This window comes from Vibrio sp. Scap24 (assembly GCF_013394185.1).
Lineage (GTDB): Bacteria > Pseudomonadota > Gammaproteobacteria > Enterobacterales > Vibrionaceae > Vibrio > Vibrio pomeroyi.
The window spans coordinates 1,439,083-1,457,738 of record NZ_CP041332.1 but is presented as its reverse complement, the minus strand read 5'-3'; the positions used below and the strand labels follow the sequence as shown (position 1 = coordinate 1,457,738).

Genomic DNA, 18,656 nt, shown 5'->3' with positions numbered 1-18,656 from the left:
GCTACCTTATTGACTAAAGTTGTTTAGGAAACCGTCTTGATTCTTGAAATCTTTCACACTTAAAAACGCACCGCATAACCAAACTAGGCATGCCATGCCAAACAATAATCCGCCGTCGTAACCGACAATCTCGCCTGCTGCATTGAACTCAGGCATTTGAATACCTAATGGCGTAAACAGGTGGAAGAAAATTGCACCAGTCATGATTCCCACACTCATAATGGCGCCGAGGCCATGCCAACGAGTGAACAACAAAATGGCCGCAATCAATTCAGCGAATCCAATCAAGTAACCGCCGAATGAGCCGAACCAGCTTAAGCCTGACCATGTCGCGAGTGTGCCAAAGATATGCTCTGTCTCGTATGAGCCGGTGAACTTAAAGAACAGCGACTGAATAAACACAAAAGCGATAAATGCTGCCGGGAGATGTTTAGCAGGAGTGAATGTCATGGTTATTCCCTTACTTAATCAGCTGCGGCCAAGCTTTATCAGCTTGTTGAATATGCTGTGCACGGTCTTGCTCCCAAGTGGTTTGAATTTCTTGGTCGTAGTTAAGATAAAGTTTGTCATCAACTATGGTCCAATACTGTGGGTCGCCTGGTGCGAAGTCGTTTTTGGCAGAAACGGCCCATGCGCAATAACCACCATATTGAGGGGCATATTTTTCAGGATTATTAACAAATAAAGTCAGATTCTTTTCAGAAGAGAAATACCAGTCCGCGCCTTTGTACTCTGTGCTGAATTTCTTGCTCCCTTCAACTGGCTTTCCAGAAGTGAAGTAAGCCACGGTATCGTAACCATCGAGTGCTTTACTGCTAAAGAAGCCGGTATAGATTTCATCGGCAGCAAATACATACGGGCTAACAAGTAGCATGACCATGGTGATTAGTTTTCTCATGATGGACTCCATCTATAGATTGATTGCGGGTGACAAATCGAAGGTAAAGCGCTGCTGATTTATCTGGCATGGGTTTATTGGTTCGCAAGGTGAGCCGGGCGCATAAAACATAGAGGCTTGACCGTGCAGATTACGTAAATGGGTAAAGCTGACCGTGTGTGCGTCTTCACGATGCATACAAGTTGCTAAATGGGGCTGTTCATTGTGATGGTGGGAATGAAACTTCAGTAAGTTCTGTTGATTCTTGCCTGTTGCCATTAGTTGGTCGTATTTGGCTTGTCGGTAGGCTTGCACTCGCTCTAAATCAACACCGGAGGAGAACAGTGGTGAGTCGGTCTCCACTATTTTCTGTTGAATGCCATCCCACATGTAGGCAATAACCAAACCACTGTGTTGAGTTAGGTTCGGTGCAAAAGCCAGCAAGGTAAACGGGGCAAAAGAGTGCAGGTCGAGCTTATGGAATGCCTCAGAGAGCTGACTGATATTACGACTTGAGGACAGGTTCTTAAGTAACAAACCACGGCTGACCAAAGGACCGACTGGAACAATGCCTTGATAGTTATTGAGTAAGCATAGTGAAAGCCCGAACTCGTTAATGCTTATCCAACTACCACCACCTGTTGGGTCGAGTGGCATGATGATATCGACACCGTTGACTCGATATTGCTTCGGTGGCATCGCCAGTGCTCGGGTCTTTTGTTCATCACGATTAAAAAAGACCTGATAACCATTTTCTTCAAGTAGCCAAGATACTGAACACATGATTATTGCTCCCTCAGATAGCTACTGGTGGTTGGGGCATAACCAAAGGTGTTACAGGTTTCAATGTCTAGGAAGGTGGTGATCACCTTGATCATCGCGTAATGATGATTGGCATGCAGTGCCGCAAAAGTCACTTCTCTTTCTAGGGTAGAAGGTAGGCTTGCAAACACCTGAGCATCCATCGAAACCTCGGTTTGGATCATGATAGGCGCTTCGAGATCGTTGCGGTCTAACCGTTCAAGCCAGTTGATTACATAGTGGATCTCTTTTACTGCGATTGACCGATCGTATTCGACAGGGTGACCACGACGACGAGTGTTGTAATCAACGGTCGCATTCTCTTTTAAAATCAGCGCATGAAAAAGATCGAGCGTGTGGCGAGTATGTTCACCAATAGAGCTTGTGACGTGCGGCTTCGCTCGTGTTAGGTAGTCGCTGTCAGAAATCGCTAATAGAAACTCTAAACCCTGATTCAATATCTCTACCGCTCCCTTGATACTAGGAGAGAAAGAAGTGAGGGCGCTCGGTTGGGCTATGGGGTTCATTCATGATCCTCGTACAAAGTTAATCGGTGGTCGGATATTGTTGAACAAGGCGTCGCTCTTCTTGCCACGCGTTAAATAAGCTCTTAAAAGAAGGAGGTTGGTGGCCTCTTTGTTTCTGTTGAGCGCCAATATCAAAAAGAATGCGGTATTGAAGTAGTAGTGTGGAAAATATCTCTCGCAGCGGTGTGTTGCGATCCCAGATGTGTCCGGCTTCACTGCTTGCACCATTAACCTCAAGGATAGTGAAATCCTCACCGTTCATTAGGCTGTGCATGTCCTTAAACTTCACGTCGAGTCGACCAAAATGAAAGCTGTCGAAGTCGTCGAATATCTCATCTAAGCGTTCGGTTAAAGCTTGAGTAATGTATTGATTGCCGTCTCGGAAGATACAGCCACGGCTATGGCTACCTGCAAACGCGAGTTGGAACTCTTCGCCCTCTGCGAGCACTCGATCCAATTTATCTTCATGTCTTGGTAAATACAGGTGACTGAGCTGCCCAGCACGTGGGCTGTTCTCGATTAACTGCTTGAGTGTCGAGCTACCATCTCCCGTCACCATTGGCGAATATTTGAGAGTGATCGAGATGATCTCGCCTTGTTTGCTATTCGGGTAACGAACATAGAAAACGCCAGCCTCGGCTTGATAAGGCGCCTTTTCTTGCAGAAGAAAGCGAGCATTGTTTGGGAAGGATTCAACATACTGCTCAAGTTGATCTTGGTTGTTGATCAGCTTTACCCCAACACCTCGACAGCCAAGATCCGGTTTTGCCACAATAGGAAAATTAAGATCCGACTGGATGAGTGCACTACGTGCATCTTCAGCTTGTTTCTTACTGCTGAGATCGGTTTTGGTTAAGGTGATAAATGGAGAGATCCAACGCTTACTTGATGATCCGGCAAGGCTCAGTATCTCGTGTTTCGATTCGCCGACCATGCCACTGAGCTTAATGCTCGGGTTGGCGATGAGCGGCAGCGCCCAGTCAAAGTGCCGTAACCCTTGCATCAGGCTTTGAATCACTACTGGAGTGTAGAAGAACCACGTCGGAAGAAACTCATAAGGAGAGACACTGCGCACGGTATCTTTTTCAAGCAGGGGCATGCCTGCATTAATTCGATGTACTGGAATGATGTGAATATCTTGCGGTGAACTCATGATAATCCTCTAGAGTAGGTTTTATTCATTAATCGATTGCCGATAAACAGCAAAGCGATGGCACACGGGATGACGATCCATTGATATTCAGAGGCTTGCAGCCACGCTGATGTCCCTAAATAGTAGATGGTAGAGAAGACAACGCCAGTCCAGATCGCTGTCGCGCTAATAACGGCAAACAGGAAAGTAGGCAGTGGTATGGCGAAAAAACCACTTAAGGTAAAACCAACGGTACGAAGCCCCGGTATAAAGCGGATGACAAAAAGACTGCTGAACGCGTTTTGACGTAATTTGGTGCGAAGCGCTCGAAAGTATCGGTTGGTGAGGGCTTTGTAACGAACGCCTCTGAAATAACGCCCTGATTTCCCAAGGTAATAAAGGCCTAAGTCACCGGTGGCAATACCGATGAAAATCGCAAGTAATGCATATTGGGGAAGTATGAGCCCTTGAGTCGCTAAACCTGCGGCCGTAATGATGGCCAGATCTTCAAGCAGGTAAGAAAGCGCGATAATGCCAAGCATCAGCCATAGCAGCGACTCCTCCCCTGAATTTAACCATGCTTGAATGCTCTCGACGGTGCCCATCAAATGTCCTTATCTATCCTATAGATGAATGGCTTATCGGCCATTCATTGAGTGTAGTAAATTAAATAGACAGGAGGAGCTCAGAAAAACTTACAGCAAATTGCTGCTTTTTTAAGTTGATTGGATTCAATAGATGATTTGAGGCGTGCGATTTAGATGAAGAATGAGCAGGTGTTTAAGACTCGAAAGCTAAGGCTTTAAGCTGTGAATTTAGACGAGAAAAGAAAAAGGCTGAGTCGTTAAACTCAGCCTTTTAGAAGGTTAACTATTGATTACTTGAGTAATCTATTTAGTTAGGTCAATTTGGTAAACGCCGAAACCAACATCGTCAGTCGCAACACGTTTCATTGGGTATTGACCCTTCTCTTTGATGAACTGTGCCGCTTTCTCACTCGGCGAAGTTTCAAAGCGGATATCTAGCTTTTTATCCGTTTTGATTGGTGCAAATGACCAGTTGTTGTCAGCTGTTGGGCTCACTTGACCTTGCTCTTTGCTCACGCGAGAGATGTAGTTCGCAAGTACAGTACGGTTCTCATCTGGTGCATCAAATGCGATGAAGTCTTCACCTGTACCTGGGAACTTAGCGCTGTATGCACGGTAGTTGTTGGTCGCGATCAGGAAGTCTTGCTTCATGTCGATTGGCTTACCTTGGTAAGTTAGACCAACAATACGCTGTGAGTCAGGGTTAACCACTTTACAGTTTGCATCGTATTTCGCAGGCTGAGTTACGTCGATTTGGTAATCTACACCGTCGATAACATCGAAGTTGTAAGTACGGAAGTTATCCCACTCGATCAGCTGCTGTGGTGCTGTTGAGCTCACGTCGATCTGGTTGAATTGACCTGCAGAACACTCAAGCCACTCTTTTACTTCGTGACCTGTTACCTTCATCGCAACTAGCGTGTTCGGGTAAAGGTACAAGTCAGCTGCGTTACGGAATGTCAGTTGACCAGATTCAACTTCAGTGAAGTTCGCTGGGTCATTTTTACGGCCGCCTGCTTTGAATGGTGCAGCTGCTGAAAGTACTGGCGTACCATCTAGGTCTGGGTCACCTTGGATGAATTGCTCAACGTAATCTTTCTGTGCAAGGTTAACAATTTGTACTGTTGGATCGTCTTGTACTAGAGACAGGAAGCTGTACATCACATCGTCTGCTTTACCAATCGGTTGGTTAACAAACTCACGAGTACCGGCATGGTCTTTTTCTAGTGCTGTTACGATGCCTTCATCCGCTGCAGCAAGCGATTTCTTCTCGATCTTGTCGTAGATAGGACGTGCTTCAGATTGGCCTTTAACCACTTCCCACTTACCGTCTTTTTGTGCAAGTGTTAGGTCCATAACACCTACGTGGCTACCCCAACGACCTGGCATGACTGCCGCAACACCGTTCATGGTGCCGTTTTCGTTGTCAACGCCTTGGATATTGTCGAAGCCTTTACCTGGGAATACCGCGTGAGAGTGACCGAATGCGATAGCATCAATGCCTTCTACTTCAGAAAGGTAAAGCGTAGAGTTTTCTTCGCCCGCTTTGTATGGGTCTTGAGATACGCCAGAGTGAGGGATTGCAACGATAACGTCTGCACCTTCAGCCTTCATTTGAGGCACTAACTCGTTCGCAGTTTCAATGATGTCGCGAGCAGTCACTTTACCTTCAAGGTTCTTCTTATCCCACGTCATGATTTGTGGTGGAACGAAACCGATGTAACCCACTTTGATCTCATGCTCTACGCCTGCTGTATCTTCAAACGTGTGCGTCTTGATGATGTAAGGCGTGAAGTAGTGTTCTTTCGTTTCTGCGTCGTAAACGTTAGCACTGATGTATGGGAAATCAGCGTCGTTGATAGACTCTTCTAGGAACTCAAGACCGTAGTTGAATTCGTGGTTACCGATGTTTGCTGCATCGTAGCTTAGTTGGTTCATTGCTTTGTATGCCGGGTGAACTTCACCTGCAACGATGCCTTTGTCTGCCATGTAGTCACCCATTGGGCTACCTTGCAGCAAGTCACCGTTATCAACTAATACGCTGTTTGTTACTTCGTTTTGAGCTTCTTTTACTAAAGTTGCAGTACGTGCTAAGCCGATTTTCTTCGATGGCTTGTCTTTGTAGTAGTCGTAATCCATTAGGTTGGTATGGATGTCCGTTGTCTCTACGACACGCAGTTTAATCACTTCATCGGTATCTGGTGTTGTTGTGCAGCCTGCTAGAGTCAGACCAAGACCTGCAAGTACAGCCAATGATAAAGGTTTCATTGCAACTTTCATTTTGTAGCTCCAAAGTGGATAGTAGAAAATTCGTTGCGTAATGTAACAAAATGGAATGAAACAATGATTACAACGAATGTTAATTCGTGACTTAGATCGATTACTTTATGGTGTTCTGCAAGATGCCTCCCAAACCTGCTCAATCAATGCACAATTGAAATCGATAAGATTAGTCCATTCATTTCACCCGCTTATCTATAAATTTAATCCCTTATCAGCTTTTCGAATAAAAAATGAAATTTTAGAATTTCCAGTAATATGAGAGGCTCGTCATAATGCCTATATCAAGGACGTATCAGGCAGATGAATAGCAAGGATAGCTCAAAACGAAGCTTCTGTTTTCTTCTAGTGCCAATACTCCCATTCACTTAAGTGGATGAGTTAAATCCCTTGCTTGGCAAGACCAAGTAATGAATTGCTCGTAACGCGAGCCTTAAAGGAAGCACTGAAATGGACCAAGAACGTTTAACCCACCTAAAACAGCTAGAAGCGGAAAGTATTCATATTATCCGTGAAGTAGCGGCTGAGTTTGATAACCCAGTAATGATGTACTCCATCGGTAAAGATTCTTCTGTGATGCTTCATTTAGCTCGCAAAGCGTTTTACCCAGGCAAGATTCCATTCCCATTGCTACACGTTGATACGGATTGGAAGTTCCGCGAGATGATTGAGTTCCGTGACCGCACAGCCAAGAAGTATGGTTTTGACCTTTTGGTACATAAGAACCCTGAAGGTCTAGCGATGGGTTGTAGCCCATTTGTGCACGGTTCTTCTAAGCACACCGACATCATGAAAACTCAGGGTCTTAAGCAGGCGTTAAACAAGTATGGTTTTGATGCAGCCTTTGGTGGTGCGCGTCGTGATGAAGAGAAATCTCGAGCGAAAGAGCGCGTTTACTCTTTCCGTGATAAGAACCACACGTGGGATCCAAAGAACCAGCGTCCAGAGCTTTGGCACACTTATAACGGTCAGGTGAACAAGGGCGAAAGCATTCGTGTATTCCCTCTATCAAACTGGACTGAGCTGGATATTTGGCAATACATCTATCTAGAGAGCATCGATATTGTTCCACTTTACCTTTCAGACAAGCGCCCAGTTGTTGAGCGTGATGGCATGCTGATCATGGTTGATGATGAGCGTATGGAGCTGCAAGAAGGTGAAGTGATTGAAGAGAAGAGCGTTCGTTTTCGTACTTTAGGCTGTTACCCACTAACCGGAGCGGTTGAATCTGAGGCGAATACGCTAACAGGCATTATTGAAGAGATGCTGGTGGCGACGTCTAGTGAGCGTCAAGGTCGAGCGATTGACCATGATCAGTCGGGCTCAATGGAGCTGAAAAAGCGCCAAGGTTATTTCTAAGAATCTAAGGAAAGAAAAATGAATAGTGCAGTAGAAGCCGAATTGGCTGAACTAGGGATTGAAGGTTATCTAAGTCAGCATCAGCATAAATCTATGCTTAGATTTTTAACTTGTGGCTCAGTAGATGACGGTAAAAGTACGTTAATCGGTCGCTTGCTCCATGATACAAAACAGATTTATGAAGATCAGCTAGCGGCAGTTCACTCGGATAGCCAACGAGTGGGTACGACAGGTGAGAAGCCTGACTTGGCACTGCTTGTTGATGGCTTGCAGGCTGAACGTGAGCAAGGCATCACGATCGACGTAGCTTACCGCTACTTCTCGACACAAAAACGTAAATTCATTATTGCTGATACCCCAGGGCATGAGCAGTACACGCGCAACATGGCAACAGGCGCTTCAACGTGTGATCTGGCTGTGATCTTGATTGATGCTCGTAAGGGCGTTCTGGATCAAACGCGTCGTCACTCGTTTATTTCTAACCTGCTTGGTTTGAAGCATTTCATCGTTGCAGTCAATAAGATGGATCTCGTGGAATATTCACAAGATCGTTTTGAAGAGATTCGTGATGAATACCTAGAGTTTGCTGAAAACCTAGAAGGCGAAACTAACATTCAGATCCTGCCAGTTTCGGCGCTTGAAGGCATCAACGTAGCTGCACCAAGCAAAGAGCTCGCATGGTTCGAAGGTCCATCTCTACTAGAAGTGTTAGAGAACGTCGATATTGATCAAAAGCGTTCCGCGGGTGAATTCCGTTTCCCTGTGCAGTATGTGAATCGTCCTAATCTAGATTTCCGTGGCTTTGCAGGCACAGTCGCTTCTGGCCGTGTCAGTGTTGGTGATGAAATCAAAGCACTGCCGTCAGGCAAAACTTCTAAGGTTGCACGCATTGTGACTTTTGATGGTGATTTGGAATCTGCACAAGCGGGCTTGGCGGTAACGCTGACTCTTGAAGATGAGATCGACATCAGCCGCGGTGATTTGATTGTGTTGGAAAACGCTCAGATTGAATCTACTAACCACGTATTGGCTGACATCGTGTGGATGACTGAACAACCACTGCAACCGGGTAAAGCTTACGACATCAAGATCGCAGGTAAGAAAACCGTCGGTCAGGTTGAAACCGTTCGTCACCAGTACGACATTAACAACCTGTCGACCCACGCGGTTGATGAGTTGCCACTGAATGGCATTGGCTTGTGTGAATGGTCATTGAACGAGACTGTCGCGCTGGATAAATATCGTGAAAGTGCCGATACCGGTGGCTTCATCGTGATCGACCGTCTAACTAACGTGACAGTTGGTGCGGGTTTGATTCGAGACCGTTTGGACTCTGTTGAACAGCAAGTGGGTAACTTCTCTGCATTTGAACTTGAGTTCAACGCATTGGTTCGCAAGCACTTCCCTCATTGGGATGCCAAAGATTTAAGCCAGCTACTGAAGTCATAACGACCAAGTAACAGCTTATTGAATCAGGCGGAAACCGACCGTTTCCGCCATAAAGGACGGGTATATGTGGCAACAAGGATTTGTATTAGCGATTTTGCTCGGCATCATTACTTGCCTGCTCGTTACCCGTATTAAGCCAAGCTTTATCTTTGCTGGCGCGGCGTTCATTGCTTTTATGGGCGGTATGATCGACCTGTCGAGCCTAGCCAATAACTTCACTAACTCCTCGTTACTGACTTTAATTCTTCTGATTCTCGCATCAAGTGCGTTGGAGAAAACTCGCTTAATCAGCTGGGTTAGCCGCAATATCTCTGAAGGTCGGCTAGGCACAGTGGTTGCGAAGTTGGGTATTTCCACAGCGCTACTTTCTTCATTTACTAACAATACGGCAGTGGTTGTTTCTTTGATCGGGGCGATCAAACGTAATCAACAACACGCGCCATCTAAGTTACTTATTCCTTTGTCATACGCCGCCATTCTTGGTGGAACACTGACATTGATCGGCACCTCAACCAACTTGATCATCAATAGCTTTGTTGAAGATGCTGGACTGCCGAGCCTAAACTTTTTCACGCCTACTTTGATCGGTTTAGCGGTTTTGATTGGCGGTGTGTTGATCCTTATTCCTCTCAGCTACTTTCTACCAAGCTACGATGATGGATCTCAAGATGATTTACCTTACTTCTTAGAAGCCAGAGTTGAGCCCGGTTCGCCGTTAGTTGGCCGCAGTGTCAGTGAGAACAACCTAAGAGCTTTGAGAAAATTGTTCTTAGCGGAAGTGATTCGCGACGGTAAAACCACCGCGTCGATTGACCCTGACTTTATACTGCAAGCGCGTGACCGACTATTGTTTTGTGGTGATGTAGAGAGTGTTGCAACACTGCAAGAAATCCAAGGCTTAACCTTATTTGGTCAGCACCATTTGAATGGTCAAAGCTTTGTTGAAGTGGTGGTGAGTTCGTCAGCAAGCTTCTGTAATAAAACATTGAAAACCAGTCAGTTTAGAGATCGTTTTGATGCAGTTGTAGTGGCAATTCGTCGTGGCCATGAGCGCCTTGAAGGTGGCCTTGGAAATATTACGCTGACTGCTGGTGACACCTTGATTTTGGTACCCGGTAAACGCTTTGAAGAGCAGCGCCAGCAACACAGTAAAGAGTTTGTGTTGATGAATGACTTGGACTCAAGTGCCAAGCTTGATGCTGACAAATCGACATTAGTGTTATTGGGTTTTGCTAGCGTGATTGGTTTAGCGCTTGTTGATGTCGTGCCTATCATCAAAGGACTCGCAGGCTTCTTACTATTGCTGGTGGCATTTGGTGTGGTGCAGCTTGGTGAGCTTCGTCGTCGTTTTCCGGTTGATATTGTGGTGATTGTTGGTTCAGCCCTGTCTATTGCTCAACTGATGATTTCATCGGGCTTGTCTGAGCGTATGGGACTGATGTTCATGGAAGCCTTTAATGGTTGGGGTGTGTTCGGGGCATTAGTTGCGACCTATTTCATGACCTTAGTGTTGACTGAACTGGTTACCAATAATGCGGCTGCAGCGCTGTCATTTCCTATCGGCTACAGCATGGCGGTAGGTTATGGCGTCGACCCAATGCCGTTCATCATGGCGGTTTTGTTTGGTGCGAGTGCTAGCTTCATCTCGCCATATGGCTACCAGACCAACTTACTTGTTTATAGCGTAGGTAATTACCACCTCACGGATTATCTACGTATCGGTATCCCAATCTCGATTGTTTACTCGGGCTTGGTGCTGACCCTAATTCCTTACTTTTTCCCATTTTAATGCTGTTTATTTAAAGGACTAATTATGACCGCAGTACTCAAACCAAAAGATGAGAATGTTGTGTGGCATCAACACTCGATTGATAAAGCATTTCGCTCTAATCTGAAATCACAAAAACCAGCCGTGCTCTGGTTCACGGGGTTGTCTGGTTCTGGGAAGTCGACAGTCGCTGGAGCATTAGAAAATCGCTTGGCACAGCTTGGTTACCATACTTACTTATTGGATGGTGACAATGTGCGTCATGGCTTATGTAGCGACCTTGGCTTTTCTGAGCAAGACCGTAGAGAGAATATTCGTCGTATCGGTGAGCTTGCTAAATTGATGGCGGATGCTGGCTTGATCGTGTTGTCAGCGTTTATTTCTCCGCACCAAGCAGAAAGACAGTTGGTACGTGATTTATTGCCGGAAGGTGAGTTTCTTGAGGTGTTTGTGAATACGCCATTAGAGGTGTGCGAACAGCGTGACCCTAAAGGTTTATATAAGAAAGCACGCGCTGGAGAAATCCCGAACTTCACTGGTATTAGCTCAGCTTACGAGGCGCCGCAGAACCCAGAGATAGATCTACCAGCGGGTGAGAAGACACTCGATGAGTTGGTTGAACTGTGTATCGATGCTTTAGAGAAGCGTAATATTCTAGCCAATTGAGATCGTTGGTATGACTAAGGCTGCTCAGTAATTTATCTGTTTATTGCTAATGGATAAATAGAGTAGCCTTGGTTTACCGAGACAAGAAACCTACCTTCTAGATTCTCTTTATTTCTCTCAATACTCTTCACTTTTTACACCGTCTATTATCTAGACGGTGTAGTTCACACTGCTTTTCACTTCTGTCTGCACCGTGAATTTCTGGCTCAATAGCGCAATCAGTTGATCGTAATACTGCATGTTGGGTTTGTTGCCAAGCAAGGTACACAGTTCGTTGCCTGTTGGACTGAATCGGTAATAAACCAGCTTCACCCCTTTGGATATTGGCGCCAGTGACATGCTTTTACCTTGATAGGTTAGGTGCAGCGCTGGGTCGAAATCAATCTCACCAGACTCTAACTCTGTACCTAGAATAATGCCGAGTTCAATTAAGTGGAGCAGGCTAGAGTAGGGCAGGTTATGCCCACCAAGGTTGATGGTGTTGGTGGTATCTCTCTTACCAAAGCTGAACAGTCCTGCATGGGACTTAAAGCCAAGTAATAGCTTTCTGCTGTTATCACTACCAAAACTGCAGCCTAATGAAGCCGCTCTTTGTAAAGTCAGCGCCTCCTTTGGCGTCATATCTTTTAAGATTTGCAGTGCCTTCATCGAAGTCGAGCCTGGATTGGTGACTTCTCTTTTCAACACCTGAGCCCACAGCCTTTGCATCGAGGTATTGTGGATCTCTTGCGCCATATCGAAAAAGCGGTACAGCCAGTCCTGATCTGGGTCTCCAGCCGCTTCATCTTTACATGAAGAGTGTGCCAGTTTCAGGATCTGCTCTAAGTTCTTTTGGCGTAATTCCTTGCGTTTCTTCTCTCGCAATAACGCTCGCTCAATCAGTGTGCTAGCGGCTTTATCGTTCGCTTTCTCGCTATGACTGATTAAGGAATCTAAACCGAAGCTTTGGGCAATGTGCAGCATTCGACTGGCACTATCGGCAATATGAGGCTTTTTCTCATGCTTATGCTGTGTGTCGCTAGCATGCTCAATGATCACTGGCTGTTTGGTTTCTGACATAAGAGTACCGTTAGGATGTGATTCAATACCAATCGTAGTTATTCATTGTTCGCCCTAGCTTGTTGAAACGCCATTTCTGAACACTTACTTACTGTGATTGATATAACTGTCTAAAATGTAACTCTTTATCTGATTGGTGGCTAGATTTTGCGTGCAGAGTTGAAGGCTTCAACAAAATTTTACTTTTGCTAATGATAATAAAATGTTAAATTTGTTGTAATTCTCAAGGAGGAGTTATGAATCAAGTCAATGATAACAAGCTGAAGAAACAGCTTAGCATAGGGTTATTACTCGCTACTTACGTAGCTGTTCTAGCTTATTTGTCTAATTACATCGCGTAATCTGGTCAAACAATATCGTTATTAAACTGTTATTGAATAATATCTTTTATTTAGTGACGGCAGCTCATCCTTGAGCCACCCTTCTAATGACTACATGTCGTCATATTCTTCTATCGCAGTACCTTCAATAAGATAACCAGTCTGAGCTAAGTCGTGACTGATCGATTCTGTTTTCAGCGTACCGACCAAATAGATCACATCCCATAGTTGCTGAATGGGTGCACCTTGCGGGAACTTCACGTAGATGATCTGGTTCGGTGGCGGTGGTGGCACGTGGATACATGCGCCAAAGTACGGTACCAACAGAAACTCAGTGATCATGTTCTCATCGCCTTCCAATGGAATCACAAAGCCCGGGATCTTAACCTTGCTGCCGTTTAACTCAGGGCGAACAGCGCCAAGTGTCGATTGCTGAGGTTTTTCCATGCTGTTGTGGTCTACCATCGGCATACCAAACGAATCTAATTGAGCGCGCTCTGATTCTGGAATTAAATCAATCCATTCGAGTGTTAATACCGATTCCTCATTCTGAGTGGTGTCAGCGTGAGCTGTGCTGATAAATGGGAACATAAGTAGCCCAAGTATCAGTAGGAATTTGCGTTGCATCGTAGGTTCCTGTTTTAGATTCGAATAGTCATGCCATCAGATAATGACTGACGGTAAGCCCTGAAAGCGGGAATAAAGCCGATAATGATTCCGGCAACTTGTACCAGCATAAGCAGTTTCCACTCATGCGGTGTGATTGCGGATATCGATATGTTGATACCATAACTTTGTTGCACAATAGGAGCAACTACTGCGATCAGAGCAAACAACACGGCAACGCCCAATGTGATACCTAAGAAGGTCAGGGCGCTGGCTTCACTAATCAATAGACCAAACACATGACGAGGTCGTGCACCCATTGCACGCAGGATAGCCATCTCGCGACGTCTTTCTTGCAAGCTCGTTAGTAGACTACTTAGCATGCCCAGTAAACCGGCGACAACAACAAACCCTGAAACAATGAGCAATGCTTGTTCTGCTACGGCCATCATGCCCCATAATTCATGCAGAGCAATACCCGGCATAATTGCGCTCAACGGCTCTTGACGGTAGTTATTGATTTCTCTTTGCAGTGCAAAGGTTTGAATCTTCGAGTTCAGTCCAAGCATCATTGCGGTGATTTGCTGAGGCTGGAAATCGTAGGTCTTTAAGGTTTCGGCATCTGGCGTGTGACCTAGGTTAGCACCCGACTCCCAACCAACGTGAATCGCTTCGATTGCTTCTAATGATACGTGTACGGTTTTGTCTACCGGCGTTCCGGTTGGTGCCAGTATTCCAACAATCTTGAAGGGCAGGTTATCGTGACGGCTGAACGCCACATCACTGATACCGTGTGCAAGAATGATTTGGTCACCTATCGTGTAATCCAGTTTCTTCGCGACATCGGCACCAATCACTACATCAAACAACTCTTCAAACTCTTTACCTTGTTGGAAAGTAAGTAATTGCTTACTTCCATAGCGATAGTTTTCAAAGTAGCTATGGTTGGTACCCATCACGCGAAAGCCTTTGTGAGAGTCGCCTAGTGAGATAGGGATCGCCCACTTTACTGCGTTATGTTGACTAAATTCTTGATAGCTTTTCCAGTCGATATTGTTGGTCGCATTGCCGATTCGAAATACAGAATAGAGTAGAAGGTTTACCTGGCCAGAACGGCCACCAACGATAAGGTCAGTACCTGAAATAGTATTCGCAAAGCTGCTCTTGGCTTCGGTTCTCACGCGCTCTACACCGAGCAATAGAATGACAGACACCGCCACGGTAAGAATGGTCAGAATAGCTGTGGCTTTACGATTGAGTACGCTTTTTAAGGCTAAGTGAGTAATTGCTTTCATACGACAACCTTAGCTTGGTTAACGGTTTTTAAATCTATGGTTCGAGTGAACAATTTTTCGAGTGTTGGATCGTGACTTACAAAGATAAGAGTAGAACCAGCTTGATTGGCTTGTTCTAGCAACAGTTCGATAAAGGCTTCTCGGTTGTCATGATCCAATGCGGATGTTGGTTCATCTGCAATGATAATTTTAGGTTGGCCGATGAGGGCACGAGCCGCGGCGACACGTTGTTGTTGGCCAATACTCAGCTCAGTAACAGGTTTATCCATTAGGGCTTGAGGCAGCTTTAGTCGCAACAATAGGTCTTGAGCTGTGGCTTGCAGGCTGTTCTTACTTTCTGTGACTTGTTGCTTGCGAATAGTTGAGAACTGGCAAGGTAGCGTCACGTTGTCGATGACTGATAGGTAAGGAAGCAGGTTAAATTGTTGGAAGATATAACCTATATGGTCGGCTCTGAATTTGTCTCTTTGACGAGGTGTAAGTTGAGTCAGGTCTTGGCCTAAGATAGAGACTTCACCTTGCTCGGCTTGGTTGATTCCAGTCAGCAGCCCTAGCAATGTAGATTTGCCACAACCACTTGGCCCTTTTATGAAAAGGTGCTCTTGAGCTTTGATATGCAGAGAAGGGATCTCTAGTGTTGGTGGTAATTCAGGCTTCCAACGAAAGCTAATATTTTCGAGTTTGACCACAAGTGATGAACTGTCAGAAGACATGCGAGCTCCAATAATTAAAGCGGTGTATCTACTGGACAGCAATTAGAAGCATAAATTCCCTAGAGCACACCGATTTGAACAGCCAAGTAAGTAGGTACTTACTTGGCTGCTTATTTACGTTTAATCCGATCTAGGAGTGATTAGAATCGGAAACTAATACGCTCTGCGTTAAGTACTTCTTGCACTTGAGCTGTGTCTGTTAGTAGGTTCACCGTCATTTTTTCAGTGTTGCTGAACTTAGAGAACCACTGAGTGCTAACTGTGTCTAGCTTAGCAACATCTGAACATTCATAGTGGTACTCAACAGTGAACTCACCGTGGCCACCTTCTGAGTGATCATGGCCTTCATGGTCGTGGTGATCATGACCTTCGTGGTCGTCATGATCGTGTTCAGCGTGGTCATGGTCTTTGTGGTCATCATGATCATGTTCAGCATGGTCATGGTCTTTGTGGTCGTCATGATCGTGCTCAGCGTGGTCATGGCCTTCGTGGTCGTCATGATCGTGCTCAGCATGGTCATGGTCTTTGTGGTCGTCATGATCGTGTTCAGCATGGTCATGGCCTTCGTGGTCATCATGACCGTGTTCAGCGTGGTCATGGCCTTCATGATCATCATGATCGTCTTCTAGCGTGTTAGACACTGATTTAAATTTCAGAGTACAGCTCGCATTGTTAAAGCTAAACAGTTCGTCTGGCTTGTTCAGTTGTGCGATAGCTTGCTCAAACACTTTCTTTTGCTCAGCAGTTTCTGGAGCATGTTCAAAGCCAACCACATCGGCACCTGGCGCTGTTACTTCAACAAGCAGTTCTTGTCCATCTTGAGCGATGTTTACTTCAACTTGACCATGTACGTGTGCACCATGAGAGCGGAATTCTTCGTTTGCTAGAACATTAGTAGAGACAGTCATGCCGATAACAACGGCTAAAATAGAAGGTTTCATGTTTTGTTTCCTGAATAAAGGTTAATTAAAAAGTAGTGGTAATTAAGTGTTTTTGACAGGAGGAGAGCGCGCTAAATAGGCGAAATAGAGGCGCTGTAGTGAGGTTACTGACTCTGTGATAACGGCAGTAAACTCTGAATGAAACTCTGGAACTTGTGGCAGCGAGTGCGCAGTAATGAACTGATTTATCGAAAACAGCTCACAGTGATGCGAGGTGTGGTGCTCTGGGTCAATGTCCACCATGTGTGTTGCGGCTAACACGCTTAGCATGAGCATCAGCCCAAGCAAGAAGCCTGTTTTGCGTTTCACATTGTTGGGTGTGTCTTGCCACATGAGGATGATTAACCACAGAATTAAAAAAGGATACTGTTACAATATAACAATATCCTTTGATAAGGTCTCGAAAAAGAGGTGAATATCTGATTAAAGACTCGCTTTAATCAATTCAATGACTTGCGTGATCTCTGATTCGTTAAGCGCACCTTCTTTAACAAACAAGATTTTTCCTTGTTTGTCCTGAACGATAATCGCTGAGCTCTCTTCTTTCAGAGCCCAAGATGAAGCAACGGTGCCATCTTCATCTAACACCATAGAAGACCATGGAAATTCTTCTTTGCTGCTTTCTGCTGACGATTTAACAAAAGAACCCGTACCCCAGATAGCATCATCTTGGTTGATGATGGTGGTGGTTTGGTAGCTGTCTTCTGAGAACTTCGATGCGGTAATGGCTGCCATCAGTGGTGCGTTGAGCTCTTTAGAGCTGCTACGGCCAGCGATAGCTTGAACGACGCGAACTTTACCTAGGAGATTGCTGGTTGCCCAAGCTTGATATCCGGTATTGCCGTCGTTTAGAACGATTTCACCATAGTTGCTAACATCGACAGCAGGCAGAGTTGATCCTACAGATAGATTGTGAGCATTGGCGAAGAGTGGAGAGGCTGCGGCTAGAAAAGCCAGTAGAGTTTTGTTTTTCATTATATTTTTGTTCCGCTTATTGGTTTGCACTGGAAGTATAATATGAAATTTGAAAAATGCCTCTTTAACTTTTTTATCGTACGATGTAGAAATAAGTTGCGGGCTTGTTATCAAAAGGTATAATGCATCAATATCAAGATGAACAATAGATTATCTTGCTGTTTGCTAAAGGAATTAGCGATTAAATGTGCTTTGAATACGGTGGTGTTCAGGTGCGTGACTGTAGTACTCAAATGGAATTGAGGTTGTATTATGTTAAGAAAATTTTCTACTTACCGCCCACATCAGGTGGCGCGTTTCGTTAAAGTCCTGTTCAAGGGCCAGTTTGCTATCGAAGGTGTTGGAGAGTTTCGCTTCGACCACGGCAAGGTGCTTCTTCCTGAAGTGTCTGACAAACAAAAGCTTACTATTTTTAAAGAAGTGAACGGCACGATTGCTGCTCTGCCGATGTAACTGAGCTTTATTGATTGGTCTCGCTTCAAATAGATTAACAACGAAAAGGGCTTCCTAATGGAAGCCCTTTTTTAATGGATATCGTTTGAGATAGGGCGCCTAAATGCCCTCTATTGTGGTGGGAAGCAAACCCCTGTTCCACCTAGTCCGCAGTAACCGTTAGGGTTTTTAGCTAGGTATTGCTGGTGGTAGGTTTCAGCAAAAAAATATTTTCCCGCAGGTAGAACTTCCGTCGTGATCTCGTTGCCTAAAGATTCAGTCATTGCTCTTTGATATTCTTGTTTAGAGTGCTCGGCAATAGATTGTTGCTCTTCGCTGAAAGTGTAGATAGCGGAGCGGTATTGGGTTCCTAAGTCGTTGCCTTGGCGCATGCCTTGAGTTGGGTCATGACGCTCCCAGAAAGTCTCTAGTATTCGAGCTAAAGAGGTTTGTTCACTATCGAAAATGACACGAACGACTTCGGTGTGTCCTGTTTGGCCAGTACACACTTGCTCATAAGTTGGGTTGACTGTGTATCCACCCGCGTAGCCAACGGATGTAGAAATCACGCCATCTAATTGCCAAAACAAACGCTCAGCTCCCCAGAAGCATCCCATACCAAGCAGGACTTCTTGTTGGGAACCTGTAGGAGCATCGAGTAAGTCTGTTTGATTGACGAAGTGGCGCTCAGTAATTCGGATTGGGTCAGCATTTCCCGGTAATGCGGTTGCTGCAGAAACCAGTTGTTGTTTGTTTAGCATGTTATATTCCTTTTCGCATACGTTTACCGCGTTGGCTTTTATGAACTGTAGGTTCATATTAACTGTTGGTTTATATTGATTAAGTCTTTAAATTAGACCGCGTTATTA

General features: G+C 45.2%; 20 protein-coding genes. 5 read left to right on the top strand and 15 right to left on the bottom strand.

Going from position 1 to position 18,656, the window contains the following annotated elements:
- Positions 1-6 precede the first annotated feature (6 nt).
- From FLM53_RS06230 to FLM53_RS06200, 7 genes are all read right to left on the bottom strand, one after another.
- Positions 7-450, bottom strand: a complete 444-nt coding sequence (locus FLM53_RS06230) for a hypothetical protein (RefSeq protein ID WP_176680506.1) — start codon at positions 448-450, stop codon at positions 7-9.
- Positions 451-460: 10 nt separating this feature from the next.
- Positions 461-898 (bottom strand): YHS domain-containing (seleno)protein, encoded by a 438-nt coding sequence (locus tag FLM53_RS06225; protein WP_123322759.1) that lies wholly within the window; start codon positions 896-898, stop codon positions 461-463.
- A gap of 12 nt (positions 899-910) precedes the next feature.
- Positions 911-1,660 (bottom strand): NRDE family protein, encoded by a 750-nt coding sequence (locus FLM53_RS06220; RefSeq protein WP_176680505.1) that lies wholly within the window; start codon positions 1,658-1,660, stop codon positions 911-913.
- A 2-nt stretch (positions 1,661-1,662) separates the two neighbouring features.
- A complete protein-coding gene (locus tag FLM53_RS06215) occupies positions 1,663-2,205 on the bottom strand; it encodes a hypothetical protein (RefSeq protein ID WP_123322761.1) in 543 nt (180 codons plus the stop codon).
- Positions 2,206-2,224: 19 nt separating this feature from the next.
- Positions 2,225-3,358 (bottom strand): ATP-grasp domain-containing protein, encoded by a 1,134-nt coding sequence (locus FLM53_RS06210; RefSeq protein WP_176680504.1) that lies wholly within the window; start codon positions 3,356-3,358, stop codon positions 2,225-2,227.
- Positions 3,355-3,942 (bottom strand): DedA family protein, encoded by a 588-nt coding sequence (locus FLM53_RS06205; RefSeq protein WP_176680503.1) that lies wholly within the window; start codon positions 3,940-3,942, stop codon positions 3,355-3,357. The genes FLM53_RS06210 and FLM53_RS06205 overlap by 4 nt, the downstream gene beginning before the upstream one ends.
- Before the next feature lie 285 nt (positions 3,943-4,227).
- Positions 4,228-6,204 carry a bifunctional 2',3'-cyclic-nucleotide 2'-phosphodiesterase/3'-nucleotidase gene (locus tag FLM53_RS06200; RefSeq protein ID WP_176680502.1) on the bottom strand — a complete coding sequence of 659 codons (1,977 nt, stop codon included), beginning with the start codon at positions 6,202-6,204 and terminating at the stop codon, positions 4,228-4,230.
- Between the two features lie 414 nt (positions 6,205-6,618).
- Here FLM53_RS06200 and cysD point away from each other — a divergent pair, with 414 nt between their 5' ends.
- The 4 genes from cysD (at position 6,619) to cysC (ending at position 11,446) form a co-directional block, all read left to right on the top strand.
- Positions 6,619-7,563 (top strand): sulfate adenylyltransferase subunit CysD, encoded by a 945-nt coding sequence (gene cysD / locus FLM53_RS06195; protein ID WP_256867720.1) that lies wholly within the window; start codon positions 6,619-6,621, stop codon positions 7,561-7,563.
- Between the two features lie 18 nt (positions 7,564-7,581).
- Complete coding sequence (gene cysN, locus FLM53_RS06190; protein WP_048662155.1) at positions 7,582-9,012, top strand: sulfate adenylyltransferase subunit CysN; 1,431 nt, start codon at positions 7,582-7,584, stop codon at positions 9,010-9,012.
- A gap of 64 nt (positions 9,013-9,076) precedes the next feature.
- The gene (locus FLM53_RS06185) at positions 9,077-10,801 is read left to right on the top strand and encodes an SLC13 family permease (protein WP_176680500.1); all 1,725 of its coding nucleotides are present in this window, start codon (positions 9,077-9,079) and stop codon (positions 10,799-10,801) included.
- A 24-nt stretch (positions 10,802-10,825) separates the two neighbouring features.
- Positions 10,826-11,446, top strand: coding sequence for an adenylyl-sulfate kinase (gene cysC, locus FLM53_RS06180; protein ID WP_176680499.1), 621 nt, complete (start codon positions 10,826-10,828; stop codon positions 11,444-11,446).
- Positions 11,447-11,596: 150 nt separating this feature from the next.
- Here the strand turns inward: cysC and FLM53_RS06175 are convergent, their stop codons facing one another.
- From FLM53_RS06175 to FLM53_RS06145, 7 genes are all read right to left on the bottom strand, one after another.
- Positions 11,597-12,505, bottom strand: a complete 909-nt coding sequence (locus tag FLM53_RS06175; RefSeq protein ID WP_176680498.1) for a TIGR03899 family protein — start codon at positions 12,503-12,505, stop codon at positions 11,597-11,599.
- Between the two features lie 431 nt (positions 12,506-12,936).
- The gene (locus FLM53_RS06170; protein ID WP_017632266.1) at positions 12,937-13,452 is read right to left on the bottom strand and encodes a DUF3299 domain-containing protein; all 516 of its coding nucleotides are present in this window, start codon (positions 13,450-13,452) and stop codon (positions 12,937-12,939) included.
- Positions 13,453-13,466: 14 nt separating this feature from the next.
- Complete coding sequence (locus tag FLM53_RS06165; RefSeq protein WP_176680497.1) at positions 13,467-14,726, bottom strand: FtsX-like permease family protein; 1,260 nt, start codon at positions 14,724-14,726, stop codon at positions 13,467-13,469.
- The gene (locus FLM53_RS06160) at positions 14,723-15,439 is read right to left on the bottom strand and encodes an ABC transporter ATP-binding protein (protein WP_176680496.1); all 717 of its coding nucleotides are present in this window, start codon (positions 15,437-15,439) and stop codon (positions 14,723-14,725) included. The genes FLM53_RS06165 and FLM53_RS06160 overlap by 4 nt, the downstream gene beginning before the upstream one ends.
- Positions 15,440-15,579: 140 nt before the next feature.
- Positions 15,580-16,380, bottom strand: a complete 801-nt coding sequence (locus tag FLM53_RS06155) for a DUF2796 domain-containing protein (RefSeq protein WP_176680495.1) — start codon at positions 16,378-16,380, stop codon at positions 15,580-15,582.
- Between the two features lie 42 nt (positions 16,381-16,422).
- Entirely contained in the window at positions 16,423-16,713 is a 291-nt protein-coding gene (locus FLM53_RS06150; RefSeq protein ID WP_176680494.1) for a DUF2607 family protein, read from the bottom strand.
- A 90-nt stretch (positions 16,714-16,803) separates the two neighbouring features.
- A complete protein-coding gene (locus FLM53_RS06145; protein WP_176680493.1) occupies positions 16,804-17,355 on the bottom strand; it encodes a YtfJ family protein in 552 nt (183 codons plus the stop codon).
- A gap of 252 nt (positions 17,356-17,607) precedes the next feature.
- Between FLM53_RS06145 and FLM53_RS06140 the strand changes: the two genes are divergently transcribed.
- A complete protein-coding gene (locus tag FLM53_RS06140; protein WP_017632273.1) occupies positions 17,608-17,808 on the top strand; it encodes a DUF1107 family protein in 201 nt (66 codons plus the stop codon).
- Positions 17,809-17,918: 110 nt separating this feature from the next.
- Here the strand turns inward: FLM53_RS06140 and msrA are convergent, their stop codons facing one another.
- Positions 17,919-18,548, bottom strand: coding sequence for a peptide-methionine (S)-S-oxide reductase MsrA (gene msrA / locus FLM53_RS06135; protein WP_017633403.1), 630 nt, complete (start codon positions 18,546-18,548; stop codon positions 17,919-17,921).
- Positions 18,549-18,656 lie beyond the last annotated feature (108 nt).

What these genes read in the sequence shown, in the direction of transcription:
- FLM53_RS06230 (WP_176680506.1), bottom strand. Translation starts at nt 450, where the DNA reads ATGACATTCACTCCTGCTAAACATCTCCCGGCAGCATTTATCGCTTTT.
- FLM53_RS06225 (WP_123322759.1), bottom strand. Translation starts at nt 898, where the DNA reads ATGAGAAAACTAATCACCATGGTCATGCTACTTGTTAGCCCGTATGTA.
- FLM53_RS06220 (WP_176680505.1), bottom strand. Translation starts at nt 1,660, where the DNA reads ATGTGTTCAGTATCTTGGCTACTTGAAGAAAATGGTTATCAGGTCTTT.
- FLM53_RS06215 (WP_123322761.1), bottom strand. Translation starts at nt 2,205, where the DNA reads ATGAACCCCATAGCCCAACCGAGCGCCCTCACTTCTTTCTCTCCTAGT.
- FLM53_RS06210 (WP_176680504.1), bottom strand. Translation starts at nt 3,358, where the DNA reads ATGAGTTCACCGCAAGATATTCACATCATTCCAGTACATCGAATTAAT.
- FLM53_RS06205 (WP_176680503.1), bottom strand. Translation starts at nt 3,942, where the DNA reads ATGGGCACCGTCGAGAGCATTCAAGCATGGTTAAATTCAGGGGAGGAG.
- FLM53_RS06200 (WP_176680502.1), bottom strand. Translation starts at nt 6,204, where the DNA reads ATGAAAGTTGCAATGAAACCTTTATCATTGGCTGTACTTGCAGGTCTT.
- cysN (WP_048662155.1), top strand. Translation starts at nt 7,582, where the DNA reads ATGAATAGTGCAGTAGAAGCCGAATTGGCTGAACTAGGGATTGAAGGT.
- FLM53_RS06185 (WP_176680500.1), top strand. Translation starts at nt 9,077, where the DNA reads ATGTGGCAACAAGGATTTGTATTAGCGATTTTGCTCGGCATCATTACT.
- cysC (WP_176680499.1), top strand. Translation starts at nt 10,826, where the DNA reads ATGACCGCAGTACTCAAACCAAAAGATGAGAATGTTGTGTGGCATCAA.
- FLM53_RS06175 (WP_176680498.1), bottom strand. Translation starts at nt 12,505, where the DNA reads ATGTCAGAAACCAAACAGCCAGTGATCATTGAGCATGCTAGCGACACA.
- FLM53_RS06170 (WP_017632266.1), bottom strand. Translation starts at nt 13,452, where the DNA reads ATGCAACGCAAATTCCTACTGATACTTGGGCTACTTATGTTCCCATTT.
- FLM53_RS06165 (WP_176680497.1), bottom strand. Translation starts at nt 14,726, where the DNA reads ATGAAAGCAATTACTCACTTAGCCTTAAAAAGCGTACTCAATCGTAAA.
- FLM53_RS06160 (WP_176680496.1), bottom strand. Translation starts at nt 15,439, where the DNA reads ATGTCTTCTGACAGTTCATCACTTGTGGTCAAACTCGAAAATATTAGC.
- FLM53_RS06155 (WP_176680495.1), bottom strand. Translation starts at nt 16,380, where the DNA reads ATGAAACCTTCTATTTTAGCCGTTGTTATCGGCATGACTGTCTCTACT.
- FLM53_RS06150 (WP_176680494.1), bottom strand. Translation starts at nt 16,713, where the DNA reads ATGTGGCAAGACACACCCAACAATGTGAAACGCAAAACAGGCTTCTTG.
- FLM53_RS06145 (WP_176680493.1), bottom strand. Translation starts at nt 17,355, where the DNA reads ATGAAAAACAAAACTCTACTGGCTTTTCTAGCCGCAGCCTCTCCACTC.
- FLM53_RS06140 (WP_017632273.1), top strand. Translation starts at nt 17,608, where the DNA reads ATGTTAAGAAAATTTTCTACTTACCGCCCACATCAGGTGGCGCGTTTC.
- msrA (WP_017633403.1), bottom strand. Translation starts at nt 18,548, where the DNA reads ATGCTAAACAAACAACAACTGGTTTCTGCAGCAACCGCATTACCGGGA.